Raw genomic sequence first — 13,622 nt, forward strand, 5'->3', positions numbered from 1 at the left:
CTATACTCATCCCATCTTGAGGGAGGTTGCACAAACCGAACTACATCTAGCAATTCATGCCGTTTTACCCCCGGCCTCCCTCATCTTTTTCTTCTCCATATCTGCTCCCCACCATCTCACCACGCTCTCTGTAACGCATCTTATATTTCCCGTATACGAAAAAGCCTTGAAAGTACCAATCTCTCATACGCTTGGATAGCATAGGCTGCTCTCAAGTGATAGAGGATGATCTCGTCACGATCTACAAACCAACCCCATATTACATTCCCTCGTGAGGCGGTGAGTAGTCCAGATAAATTCATGAACACTTTGCTATAAAAGCATTTGCGTAAGTGGATAAATTGTAATTAACATAAGTGCTTCTTCCTGCCTAGTATTACGATACCGTCTGTATTGAAGAAGGGGCGAGAAAGGTATGTTAGAACTGCAATGCAAGTATCTTCCCATTGAGGATTACGCTGTTATCGGTGATCTCCATACAGTCGCTCTGGTCGGTAAAAATGGCTCTATCGACTGGTGCTGCCTTCCACGCTTTGATGCTCCAACCGTCTTTGGCGCGCTCCTCGACGCCGAAAAAGGTGGTTTCTTTCGTATATCTCCGCCAGCCACGCACGATATGCGTATCTTTCAGATGTACATGCCTGACACTAATGTGTTACTTACGCGCTTCCTTTGTCGAGATGGCATAGCTGAGATTACAGATTTCATGCCTATAAAGGCTGACGAAGACTCCCATGCTCTTCCCCACCATATTGTTCGTTCGGTCGCTGTATACCGGGGGGATATGGAGTTCGAGCTCACCTGTCGTCCAGCTTTCAATTATGCACGCGACGCGCACGACATGCGCCTGACCGAGCAGGGAGCGCTCTTCCATAGCCGGGATCTCCATTTGGGTCTCTCCACCACCCTGAAACTTCATCCTGATAACCATGGTGGCGTACACACACGCTTCGTTTTACACAAAGGTGAATCCATTCATGTGATGCTTGAGAGCACAACAGAGGGCGCGGATACTCCTGAACCTCTTAGTGAAGAAGACTATCAGGAGATGTATCACACAACCATGCAGTTCTGGACCTCCTGGCTCAAAAAATGTCAATATCAAGGGCGCTGGCGTGAGCAAGTAGAGCGCTCGGCCCTGGTCCTTAAACTGCTCACCTACTCACCAACTGGAGCAATTGTGGCGGCACCAACCACAAGCTTGCCCGAAACGCTGGGGGGAACACGTAACTGGGACTACCGTTATACCTGGCTCCGCGATGCCGCCTTTAGCCTCTATAGCCTGCTGACCCTGGGCTTCACGCAAGAGGCAGAACAATTTATGGGCTGGTTGGATGATCGTACACATGAATTACATAGTGGTGGTTGCCTCCTCCAACCGATGTATGGCCTCGATGGTCAACACGACCTGGTCGAAGAGACCCTCTCACATCTAGAGGGCTATAAGGGCAGCGCGCCTGTACGTATTGGAAATGGGGCCTATACACAAACACAGCTTGATGTGTTTGGTGAACTGCTCGACGCAATTTATATCTTTAATCGATACAAGGCCATTTCATACGATCTCTGGCAACACATCCAAAGCGCCCTCCACTGGCTGAACGACCACTGGCAGGAGCCAGATGAGGGTATATGGGAAGTACGTGGTGGCAAGAAACCATTTGTGCACTCCAAACTCATGTCCTGGGTCGCCTTTGACCGCGCCCAACGTATCGCTCGCCACCGAGGATTGCCCTCTCCATATATGGCCTGGCAACAGACCAGCACCGACATTTATCAACAAATCATGGAGGAAGGCTGGAGCGAGAAGCAGCAGAGCTTTGTACAGTATTATGGCTCAGAGGCAGTGGATGCGAGCCTACTCCTCATGGGGTTACTCAAGTTTACAGGTGCCCAGGAACCGCGTATGCTCTCCACTATCAGGCGCATTCAACGCGAATTGGCAAAGAGTGTTCTGGTGAGTCGCTACGATCCACTCGATGCCGCCAACGATGGCATTGGCACTTACGAAGGTGATTTTGGCGCATGCAGTTTCTGGCTCGCGGAGAGCCTGGCACGCTCGGGATGCCCCCAGGAAGGCAGGTTGCTACTTGAGAAGATGCTTTCCTTTAGCAACCATGTGGGACTCTTCGCGGAAGAGGTGGGGCCAGTTGGGGAAGCCCTGGGCAACTATCCTCAAGCATTCACTCATCTGGCTTTAATTACAGCCTGCGTCAATATTGATCGTGCCCTCGATGATAAATCAGATCAGGGCATCCCGTAACGATAACCCAACTGTTCTTTACAGGACAAGGCTGGTCGCGTCCGCCGTAATAAGTGGCAGACGCGACCAGCCTTGTCTATCCCTCCTACCAATCCACCAGGAATAATACACTACGAGATACCCTGAAATTGACAAGTGGTTCACACGCTCCTATACTACATCTAATGCTTCTAGTTCGACACAGGAAAAACAAGCGTTCCTGGCGCAAGGTCACACAGCGAAGGAGTTCATTTGTTGGAGCGCAAACGGCTACTATTATCCAGTGGAATTATTATTATTTTGTGCCTACTCGGTATTATCCTGGTGGCTTTTATCAATCCGGCATCGCCCATAGCCAGGCAGGCCGCATCCGTGATCAATCCAGCCCCAAACGTCATTCCCAGTTTACGCGAATGGCGAGGTGCAACTGGTGAATTTGAACTCCCTTCCAACAATGCCCACATCGTCATCAATTCGCCTGATGCGACCCGACTTCAGGAGACAGCAAAAGCCTTTCAAGAAGACCTACGCGCAGTCAATAAACACACTCTTCCAATCATAACAGCGACCAGCGCCAACGCAGGTGACTTTTTTCTAACGCTACATAGCAACGACATCGCCATTGGCAACCAGGGCTATCAGCTCAGCATCGGCGATTCCGTTACTATTAGTGCGATTACAAGTCAGGGAGCATTTTACGGCACACGGAGCATCCTACAAATACTCGTTCAGGATGATGCCCACTCGCATCTCCCGCGTGGTTGGGTACGCGACTACCCATCCTACGCGCTTCGTGGCTTTATGCTCGATGTTGGTCGAAAGTTTGTTCCTCTCAACCAGCTCAAAGACTATGTAAAATTGCTCGCCTGGTATAAGCTAAATGACTTCCACCTACACTTGAACGATAATCAATTCGAGGTAGGCACAGGCAAGGATTGGAAAGAGAAGTATTCTGCATTCCGTTTAAAAAGCGAACATTTCGAAGGGTTGGAAGCACAGGACGGTGCGTATAGTAAACAAGATATGCGCCAGTTACAAGATCTTGCCCGAGCATATTCCGTTACGATTACACCTGAAATTGACGCGCCAGCCCATGCTCTGGCCTTTACCAAGTATCGCCCAGATCTGGCAAGCACAAAGTACGACAAAGACTTCCTTGATCTCAACAATCCCAAAACCTACACGTTTATGGATTCAATCTGGGATGAGTTTCTCCCCTGGTTCGACGCACCTGAATTGCATATTGGAGTCGATGAGTATGCTGTGAGCGATGCAGACAACTACCGCCGCTACATCAATCACTATATCAGCTATCTCAAGCAACATGGCAAGAAAGCTCGTATTTGGGGCAGCCTTTCAGAGATGAAGAGTTCGGTGGCGGTCAACACCGATGCAACCCTTGAAGTCTGGAATAATTCCTGGTCCAATCCCATCGAGATGAAGAAGATGGGCTTCCGCATCATCAACGCCAATGATAAGATGCTCTATATCGTACCTCAATCGACATATTACCAGGATCATCTCAACACCCAGATGCTCTATGAGAAATGGGAGCCTTACATTTTTGACCTGAATAATCCACAACTGAACTTCAAGCCAGATGATCCGCAACTCGAAGGCGCGATCTTCGCCGAGTGGAATGATCAGTTAAGCGCAGGTGTCACCGAGGCTGGTTTACATGAACGCATCAAACCAGCAGCACAGGTGCTAAGCGAGAAAATGTGGGGCAGTACAGCTAATCGCCTGGCCTATGAACAATTCAAACCGTTAACAGATATTATCGACGACGCTCCGGGAACGAACCTACCGAACTCCTGGCGGCTGGTCAATCCTCCCTCATTGCAAGTGCCTCCACATACGATAGAAGCGACACAACTCGCATCCATCGATATCGCAACGCGCGATAAGGAGGCCAATTTGCCCGCGCTCTCGCGAAACCAGGCAAGCACATATAACGTGTTATAAAGCGAACGTGTGTCTCCACGATTGCTCAATCTACATTCCTGGCGTTCATAGAACAGCCAGAAGCGATAAGCTGGATCGCTTCTGGCTGTCTTTTTGTGCTCATATACGCTACACTATCCTCGACGAAAATATTTCGATGCTTCTAATATTACATACCACTATTCATCTTTAGGCTCGTAGAGACTTTAAGAAAAGTCATTCTACGAGAGGGAGCCATATTTTGATAAACTTGTTCTTGCTTACAACACGCGGCATCGTCTTTCTTTTGGGAGGTATAAGTGTGGTGGCGGCGGCCCTCTCAGCAGTACGAACCTTTGTCTTGCCTCGTAGCGCCGCCGATATCTTCAGCCGAAGTGTCTTTGGCCTTGTGCGCCTCTGCTTCGACTTACACAAGCGACGTGCACGCACCTATGAGGAGCTTGACCGCTCAATGGAACTCTACGCGCCGTTGAGCCTCGTCGCACTCCTGAGTACCTGGCTACTCTGCATTTTACTGGGGTATATGGCAATGTTTTGGGCTGTTGTAAACTGCTCAATCTACCAGGCCTTCAAGATTAGCGGTTCTTCACTCTTTACCTTGGGTATCGCTTCCTATGACTTCTTTCCCGCAACACTGCTCACCTTCACAGAAGCGATGCTCGGCTTGCTCCTGGTCGCGTTGCTCATTTCCTATCTCCCCACTATCTATACCTCTTTCGCACGCCGTGAAACAGCGGTCACACTGCTGGAGACACACGCTGGTGCACCTCCATCCTCGATTGAGACGATTAAGCGCTACCATCGCATTGGAGGGCTTGAGCAGCTGCATGAGGTATGGAAAACCTGGGAGATATGGTTTGTAGAAATTGAGGAAAGCCATACCTCACTTGGCTCACTCTCCTTCTTCCGCTCGCCCCAACCACAACGCTCATGGATCACAGCGGCTGGTACGGTCCTGGATACTGCCGCATTGGTCAACGCAGCGGTCGATATTCCTCATGATCCCCAGGCAGATCTATGTATCCGCGCGGGCTATCTTTCTCTACGTTATATCGCGCACTTCTTTAACATCTCGTTTGACCCCAACCTCGCGCCAACAGACCCTATCAGCATTACACGCAAGGAGTTTGATCTTGCATATAATGAACTCTCCGCTGCGGGTGTGCCAATGAAGACGGATCGTGAGCAAGCGTGGCGCGACTTTGCGGGCTGGCGCGTCAACTATGACAAAGCCCTCCTGGCGCTGGCAGAATTGACCGTCGCGCCACGCGCACCCTGGGTTTCAGACCGCTTCTTACTTCACCCTCCACGTACGCTAGCACGCTATCGTAGGTAGGTTTCGCAACCAACAACTCCATATCACACTCTTAGAGACAGCGAAGGGAAGAGCATATAAATTTCGATTATATGCTCTTCCCTTCGCTGTGAAGAAATCTTTTTATGCTATTGGCTGGTAAAGCGTGTGATCGTAACACGGATAGCTTGTGAATATTCCTGTGCCATCGAGGCGGGCGTAAACCCAATATCTTTGATATGCGGGCCATACTTCTCAACATATGTCGCCAATGTGGTATCGGGTTGCTCCCCTTCACCTGGAAGCAATTGGGCTTTGCCCTCTAGAATAATTACATCATCTCCACCCTGGGTATTATCCAGAGCCAGAACAACATTGGAATTTTGACGTAAATTACGAATCTTCTGATTATTCGGCTTGCTAAAAATGAGAATCGACTCGCCTTCCCAGAGAAACCATACCGGGATGCTATGCGGACGCCCATCGGCCCGGACCGTAGTGAACCAGGCAATAAGCTCGCTCTTCAGGCGCTCTTTGGTATGCTCACTCTGAGGGATTGCAGAAGATACCATTGTGTATTCCTCCAAACATATATGTTTTTCAGACTCTTATAGAAATCAGTTATAAGTACAACACACTTCTGACAATTATTCCCTTCGCACTTGCGGCATCAATATCAAGCTTTTTATCCATGGTTAACCACGAGAGACCACGGATAGAGGCCAGATCGCAAGAGCCTTTCTGACAAAAATGAAAACTCGGGACTTTCGTCCCTATACAGATGGGCATACTCTGAGGTACAACATAACGATTAGTAGAAGCTGAAAGACTTCTCTCCTTACAGTGATAGATTAGAACGTATACATCCTCAAACCAGATAGCGCGCAGCAACGCTCGAAAGCCCTTTCTCTACACCTGCAATCCCGTGGATACAAAATCACCGGGTTATGCTGGTAAAGAGATAGAGTGCACGAAGGAGTGCCGCATATGCCGACGAACTTCTCTCAATTTGATAACACGCAGGACAACAATGCGAACGATCCTACTTCGCTTGAGCAGAGTAGCAAACAGATGGCATCCGCGCTACAAGCGACGCAACCAATATATGCGACACGCCAACTCCCACGCACCCTAAACAAATTTGATTTATTCACCTTCTCTGCTCTAACCACGCTTTACATGTCACCTATTATTCTAGCAAGTGCAGCAGGATATAGTGCTCTTATCTACTGGATACTGGCCTCACTCTGCATTCTCCCCTACATCATGGTTGCGCGCTGGCTATCGTCGCGCACTGCAACTCGGGATGAGCAATATTCCTGGGTTGCGCTTCTAGGGAGCGCTCAATGGGGAACTATCGCCAGGCTCTTTTTATGGCTATGGTGCCTCTTTACCATCATGTCCTCGCTTGTTGGCTGTCTGATCATACTACAGCTCTACGCTGCTTATATATTCCAGGCCCCTATTGATGAATTTGGGGCACTAATTTGCTTTATGGGCATCATCGTCATCCTCTCATTCCTTCCTCTTCATAAACTCAAAGGGATACTGTTAGGCATGCTTATCCTGAGTATCGCACTGCTTCTCATAGCTGGACTCACAGGCTATTGGTGGGTGCTCAATGGGCATCCACCAATGACGAGTCTGTCAACACTACAACTGGCACCGAACAATATTGGCTTTTTCGGTGTAGCTCTTGGGGGCTAACAGGCGGCACCATCCCATTCATCATGATGCATGAAGCCAAAGAGCGAAATGTTCAGAAAACACAGCGTTTAGGAAACTTCATCTGGTGGAGCTATGGACTGGTCTTCGGTCTTTATCTCTTTGCGACACTAGGCACAACACTGATTATTTCCCAGCCAGATAAGCTGGTACCTGCACAAACTAGTTTACTCACCATTCGGAGCAGCTTTGGTATAGTAACCTATTACGCGGTTCTCCTCCTCGTGCTGGTCTTTTTCATAGCCAAGGGCATTCTCTTTGTGATCCTGAGCTCACGCTTGCTCTTCATATCTGGCAAAGAAGGCATCCTTCCCGCGAAGCTCACCTATATCAATCGCCATGGGACACCGATAGTAAGCATACTCGTACAAACAGTTGTTTGCGCAACTTTCATTTTCATCCTCTACATGTTGCTTACAGGAATCACTAATTTTAATCCCATCACAACACAACAAGGTGTACCCTTCTATCTACTTCTGCGTGCAATAAGCTCCATCCTCTGGATATTGGCAATTATCCTTTTCCTTGCTATGAATATACGTTATGTACTACGAGTCCGCCATAAGTCACGCATCTCACAAAGGGGTGTGCAAATACCAGGGCGAGAAAGCACATGGATACTTGGACTCTCCACGCTTGGTATAGTTACCCTGCTCATTGGTATGCAACAAACCATCGCTCATTCCTGGATACCGGGAGCATTCTCTAACGAGCACTGGAGCCTCACAATTATTACCTGTACGCTCGTCGCGATAGTGGTTGGCTGGCTCTGCGCAGAGATTCCACGTAAGCAGGCGCTCCTGACGACACTTCGCAAGGTCAATACACGCGAGCAGTTATTACGCAACCAGCTTGAGGAGGCATACAATGAACAACAAATTCTGGTGGAGCAACAGCAAGAGTTGCTCATCGCAGTTGAGCAACTGTATCGAGAGAACGCGCTTGCGGCGGTAACTGATCCTATTACGGCACTCCCTAATCATCGAGCCATCATCAGTGCTCTCGATGAAGCGCTCCAGGAGACCAGTGAAAAGCAGGAGTCGATGGGCCTGCTCTTCGTCGACCTCGATCGCTTTAAACAGGTGAATGATAGCTGGGGGCACCCGGCTGGTGACGCGGTATTACATGAGGTTGGAGCACGACTCAAGAAGGCGATAGGTCCTAGCAACTTTGTTGGGCGCTATGGAGGGGAGGAATTTGCCATCATTCTGCGCAAATGTGATGTGACTCTTGCTATCGAGATAGCCGAGAAGATGCGCTTGAGCATTATGGAAAAACCATACCTGTGGTACGCAGAAGACACATCGACGCCAGTTGAGCTAACAATTACCGCCAGCATTGGCATCTCTCTCACCCCTTATCATGGTGAAACACGAGAAGCACTACTTGAGCAAGCGGACAGGGCAATGTATCGCGCCAAGCAGAGTGGTCGCAATCGCGTATGCATTGTCATGGCGGAAGAGCATACCCGCCAGATCCTTACAGTACGCGGCTTGGGAAGCTTCTCATCCGAAGAGATTTGCACGGCGCGAGCGCTTCTCGCCGCTATGCAAGCATACGACCAGGAGACTTATGAGCACGCGCAACGCATGGTTAGTCTATCGGAAGCAACCGCACGTCGCTTGAAATGTGGATCAGAAGAGATTCATAATGTACGACTCGCCGCTATGTTTCATGACATTGGCAAGATAGGTGTCCCCAATAGCATCCTCCACAAACCAGGGCCACTCACCCCTTGCGAATGGGAGGTAATTCGCCGTCACCCCGACACCGGACGCAGAATACTCGCCCGCGCAGGAGGCCCTTTCGCCATTGTCGCTTATATCATAGGAGCACATCACGAACGTTGGGATGGAGATGGCTACCCCGGAGGTCTGGCCGGAGAGCAGATACCACTTTCCGCACGCATCCTCTCAGTTGTCGATGCCTATGATACCATGGTCTCAGGGCGTGTATATCGTGAAGCAATTAGCGATGAGGAGGCACGGCAAGAGCTTCGGCGATGTGCTGGCTCACAATTCGATGTCAATGTGGTTGAGGCATTCCTCCAAAGCCTGGATCATCTAGAAGAGACATCACACGAACCCTTCATCTCTCAGCAAGCAAGTTAGGGCTCATTCGCATAATGCGGCACGTTAAACTTCATGCAACGTGCCGCATTATACTACTATGCTTTAATATGCACAGGACGCAGTCCAAAGGAGAGCACCTTCATGGGAATATCCCGCAAGAAGGGAATACTGAAGAAAACACGCATCATAACGGGGAGGTTTGGCGGCGTTCCTTCCTTCTCCAATGGCTCAACCAGACGCTTCTGAAGCTTCTGCTGATGACCCTGAATAAGCTTTACAGGCAGTGTGCGTTCGCGTTGGATACGGGCCATGTCCACAAGCTGCACATCATTGGCTTTTAGCTTCTCGCCCAGAATATTTGAGGCGGTCACCGCATCCTGGACAGCCAGATTAATGCCTGCGCCAGCAATGGGAGACATAGCGTGCGCTGAATCTCCAATGAGCAAAACGCCTGGCGCATACCAGCGCTTCAGGCAATATGCCTGGATCGAGAAGACTGAAATATGTTTCCAGTCCTTAATCTCATCCACACGATCCTCAAAGAGAGGTGCGATACCCGCAATAGAGCGGCGTAAGGCTTCCAATCCTCGCTCACGTACTCTGGCGTATCCTCCTTTGGGAATAGGATATCCAAGCTGCCAGACATCCGGACGAGGCGAAACCGAAAGAATGCCCTTGTCAGACTGAATGACCGTCGCCAGATCTGGATCTGACGGCTTACGAGATAGGCGCGTCCACAGAATATCCATAGTTGGTTCAGCAAGCTTTGGCTCAAGACCAGCCAGTTTCCTAACGCGCGAGAAGCGCCCATCCGCTCCGACTGTAAGTTGCGCTCGCACCTCACCACGCCCATTCTGTCCGCGATAGCGCACGCCACACACTTGTCCACTCTCCTCAATGAGTCCATCAACCTGGGCACCCATTAATACCTGAAAATGAGGATACTGCTTTGCCTCCTCAACCAGAAGGGAGATAAAATTTGGTTGTGGCAGGATTGTTACGTGTGGAAAACGGATACGTAGCCGCGAGTAATCAGCCAGGGCAATTGTACCCTTTGGCGTCTGCATACGCAGCTTCGAGATCTTGGTGTGCGGAATATTCATGAGCTTGTCTATCAAACCTAGCTCATACATTACATCAAGCACTGAAGGGAAGACCGTATCGCCGCGAAAATCCCGATCAAAGTCCACATGCGATTCAAGTAGAACAACAGGAATATCTTGGCGCGCCAGGAGGAGGCCCAGCATAGCCCCGGCTGGCCCTCCCCCTACAATACAACAGGTTGTCCGCAAAACAGGTTCAGGTGTGGTAGCCTGAGGAATAGGCTGCAAAGTAGGTACAGACAGCTTCGCCATATGCGTTCTTTCACCTCTCCTGTGCCTGGTATCACAACAAGGAATAGAGATAGGCGTGACACGGCACTAATGAATAATTACATTGCTTAGACTCATAATACGCCGTTACTTGAAATGCTTTTCATCTATGGAGAAGTAAGAGTATAATACGTGCAAGTCTATCGCTCTTCGACCCAGCGTATACTAATGACAGAGATAGAAGAATTGTCGCTTCACAAGACACGACCCGATGCCATCAGGCATCCATCTATATCTCGTTGCTTGCTTATCACAAAGGAGCAGAAGTAGCGCCTTAAGCAGGCGCGTCGCTTACGCTTGCAAAGCGCTGCTGCTGTTCCACCGCTTGTAACTTGACAGTAATAATAGAAGATATCTCCTGAGGAGCCGCTTGAGGCACACGAATCGTAAAACAGGTACCCATACCCACAGTACTCTCCACCTCAACGGACCCGCCCATCGCTTCCGTCATCTCCTTCACAATCGCCAACCCTAATCCGGTGCCCACAGAGGATTCGCTACGCGCTTTCCTGGTGCGGTAGAAGCGGTCCCAGATATGAGACAGTTCATCGGCAGGAATTCCCTCACCAGTATCTTTCACCTGAAGCACCAGTTGCTTATGAGCCACATCCGCCTGAGCACTGATCGCGATAATTCCTCCTGGTGGGGTATGGCGTACACCATTGTTAAGCAGGTTTTGTAGAATCTGTTCGAGCCGTCCCTCATCCACCATCGCTTGTGGCAGATCTTCGGCGATATCTGGGACGATCTCGACGCGACTGCTGCGCCACGTTAAAGGGGCCATTGTATCCACAATACGCCCAACGAGCAGATCCACAGGTGTCGGCACGCAGCGCAATTTGAGCCTCCCCACCTCGGCGCGCGCCAGCATAAACAGGTCATTAATAAGGCCTTGCAGGCGTACGGTCTGCTGACTGATGACTTCTAAGTCCTGTTGGAGTGTTGGTGGTGGAGCTTTTTGCCAATTCGCCAGGGTTGATTCCAGGTAGCCACGCATTGTCGCGACAGGTGTGCGCAACTCATGTGAGACACTGGCGATCAATTCGCGACGCTCAGTAAGCAATTGCGCAACATTATCGCGTTCATTCTGAAGCTCACGCATAGTATGTTCGAGGTGAGCCGCCATAATATTGAAGTCATTTTGCAGGCGTGCGACTTCATCTTCTCCCTGAACCGGCACGCGAATGCTGTATTTTCCCATACGCATCGCGCTCGTCGCACTTGCAAGCATCTCAATGCGCTGTGTGATTCTGCGACCAAAGAAATGTGAGAAGAGCATGATCGGCGGAAGCAACGTAACCAGAGCCAAAATCAGCAAAAAGCCGGAGAAGAAGATATTAAAGACCAGAAAAATTGGCAAACTGGTTGAGCGTGAGTAAGATACAAGAAAGATCAGGGCAAAAATGGCACCCACAACTCCAACCCCAATCACTGGCAGCATCAGGATCGCATGTGTTAAAGACCAGCTCAGATGTTGTCTCCGGAGACGATTCCAGGAGCGAATAATCCGAATTCCCCCGCGCAGGAACAGAAAGAGTCCAGCACTACCAGCGGCTATGACTGAATCCATAAAGAAGATAATCAAGGGGAGACGCGGCTCACTAAGCCATTCAGAACTACGATCATAGACATTGATATTGAGAAAATGGAAGACCGAGATGGAGGCAAGTGGCGAGAGAATAAACAGGTTCGCACTTATAAAATAGATAAGCCCCACCAGTAGCGTCATCGAAAGCTCGATTTTCATCTGCTTTCCCCAGCTTCGCCCACTCTGGGTACGCCAGCGCAGTCCACCCCAGAGCACACTCACGGGACTATAGAGCAAGAGGAACGTAAACAGGTTATTAAAATCTGAATTGAACAGGCTCTGCGCTTCCAGGCCTTGGGAATGACCAGAGAAAAGGGACCAGATACCTATCACACCAATCTGGATTGCAACCAGCTCTCCCAGCGCACGCCAGCCTCGAGCGGAGAAAAATGGTCCGCGTTTCTTCATGCTCAATCGATTGTTCATATCGCACCTCTTCCAGGGAGACGAGAAAGCCAGCCATGCACGTGATACAGCCCACAGCCCCTCAAGACCAGACTTCAATTTCGCAAACGATAGCCAATGCCCCATACGGTCTCGATAGAGTCCCCAAGCTTGCCCAACTTCTTCCTCAAACGCAGGACGACATTATCGACTGAACGATCTCCGCCAATATAGGTCCCACTCCATAATGTTTCGATCAAATAAGCGCGACTAAAGGCGCGACCAGGGCTACGCAGCAATAGTTGTAACAGAGCGAACTCGGTTGGGCTTAGATCAAGCAAGGCATTATCGAGTCGCGCCTCATGCCTTTGCGGATCAAGGCGCAGGTTGCCAAGGGTTAACTCTTCGCTCGCGGCACGCCGGTCATTGTGAATTGTCAGCCGAATCAGTTCCGCACGTCGTAGCAGAGCACGCACACGTGCCACCAGTTCACGCATACTAAAGGGCTTTGTTAAATAGTCGTCAGCCCCAACCTCCAGACCGATGATACGATCCGCCTCCTCGCTGCGAGCAGTGAGCATCAGAACAGGCGTCGCCGAGTTCTGACGTAGACGCCTGAGAACCTCAAGGCCATTGAGGTGAGGAAGCATCCAATCCAGGAGTACTACATCTGGATCATGGGCCGCGTGCATCTCTAAAGCCCGCAGCCCATCGACAGCATGTATGACCTCGTAACCAGCCCCAGTAAGCTCACGAATGACAATCTGTGCCAGGTCACTTTCATCTTCTACTAGCAATATCTTTTCCATCGATAATGTTCTTCTCCCTGTACCATACCGTTCATTATACCCGTCTTAGAACCGTATTGAAATATCTCTAGTATGCTCCAACGTATATACTCTAGAGTTGCGACAAAGTTGCGACAAAAGAAAGCCTCTCCACACCCGAAACAAACATTCAGACAATAGGTCACATGACACTCCTGATTAGCTGGCGAGGC

Annotated in this window: 9 protein-coding genes; 5 read left to right on the top strand and 4 right to left on the bottom strand. The window is 49.9% G+C overall.

The features are described 5' to 3' along the window. The first annotated feature begins 415 nt into the window (after positions 1 to 415). From K3T82_RS41090 to K3T82_RS41100, 3 genes are all read left to right on the top strand, one after another. Entirely contained in the window at positions 416 to 2,263 is a 1,848-nt protein-coding gene (locus K3T82_RS41090) for a glycoside hydrolase family 15 protein (RefSeq protein ID WP_220199284.1), read from the top strand. A 234-nt stretch (positions 2,264 to 2,497) separates the two neighbouring features. Beyond that, positions 2,498 to 4,207 carry a family 20 glycosylhydrolase gene (locus K3T82_RS41095; protein ID WP_220199285.1) on the top strand — a complete coding sequence of 570 codons (1,710 nt, stop codon included), beginning with the start codon at positions 2,498 to 2,500 and terminating at the stop codon, positions 4,205 to 4,207. Positions 4,208 to 4,427: 220 nt separating this feature from the next. After that, positions 4,428 to 5,522 carry a hypothetical protein gene (locus tag K3T82_RS41100; RefSeq protein ID WP_220199286.1) on the top strand — a complete coding sequence of 365 codons (1,095 nt, stop codon included), beginning with the start codon at positions 4,428 to 4,430 and terminating at the stop codon, positions 5,520 to 5,522. Between the two features lie 107 nt (positions 5,523 to 5,629). Here K3T82_RS41100 and K3T82_RS41105 read toward each other — a convergent pair whose 3' ends face one another. Beyond that, entirely contained in the window at positions 5,630 to 6,052 is a 423-nt protein-coding gene (locus tag K3T82_RS41105; RefSeq protein ID WP_220199287.1) for a pyridoxamine 5'-phosphate oxidase family protein, read from the bottom strand. Between the two features lie 415 nt (positions 6,053 to 6,467). Here K3T82_RS41105 and K3T82_RS41110 point away from each other — a divergent pair, with 415 nt between their 5' ends. Beyond that, on the top strand, positions 6,468 to 7,187 hold the full coding sequence (locus tag K3T82_RS41110; protein WP_220199288.1) for an APC family permease: 720 nt from the start codon (positions 6,468 to 6,470) through the stop codon (positions 7,185 to 7,187). Next, complete coding sequence (locus K3T82_RS41115) at positions 7,091 to 9,316, top strand: diguanylate cyclase (RefSeq protein ID WP_220199289.1); 2,226 nt, start codon at positions 7,091 to 7,093, stop codon at positions 9,314 to 9,316. Before K3T82_RS41110 ends, K3T82_RS41115 begins: the two co-directional genes overlap by 97 nt. Positions 9,317 to 9,372: 56 nt before the next feature. On the opposite strand, the gene K3T82_RS41120 is transcribed toward K3T82_RS41115, so the two are convergent. The 3 genes from K3T82_RS41120 to K3T82_RS41130 all read right to left on the bottom strand — a co-directional run bounded on the left by K3T82_RS41120 (position 9,373) and on the right by K3T82_RS41130 (position 13,431). Continuing rightward, the gene (locus tag K3T82_RS41120; RefSeq protein ID WP_220199290.1) at positions 9,373 to 10,632 is read right to left on the bottom strand and encodes an FAD-dependent oxidoreductase; all 1,260 of its coding nucleotides are present in this window, start codon (positions 10,630 to 10,632) and stop codon (positions 9,373 to 9,375) included. A 292-nt stretch (positions 10,633 to 10,924) separates the two neighbouring features. Continuing rightward, positions 10,925 to 12,664 carry a sensor histidine kinase gene (locus K3T82_RS41125; RefSeq protein ID WP_220199291.1) on the bottom strand — a complete coding sequence of 580 codons (1,740 nt, stop codon included), beginning with the start codon at positions 12,662 to 12,664 and terminating at the stop codon, positions 10,925 to 10,927. A gap of 74 nt (positions 12,665 to 12,738) precedes the next feature. Beyond that, positions 12,739 to 13,431 carry a response regulator transcription factor gene (locus K3T82_RS41130; RefSeq protein WP_220199292.1) on the bottom strand — a complete coding sequence of 231 codons (693 nt, stop codon included), beginning with the start codon at positions 13,429 to 13,431 and terminating at the stop codon, positions 12,739 to 12,741. Between the last annotated feature and the right edge of the window lie 191 nt (positions 13,432 to 13,622).

The sequence above is a fragment of the Ktedonospora formicarum genome, assembly GCF_016587355.1.
Classification (GTDB): Bacteria; Chloroflexota; Ktedonobacteria; order Ktedonobacterales; family Ktedonobacteraceae; genus Ktedonobacter; species Ktedonobacter formicarum.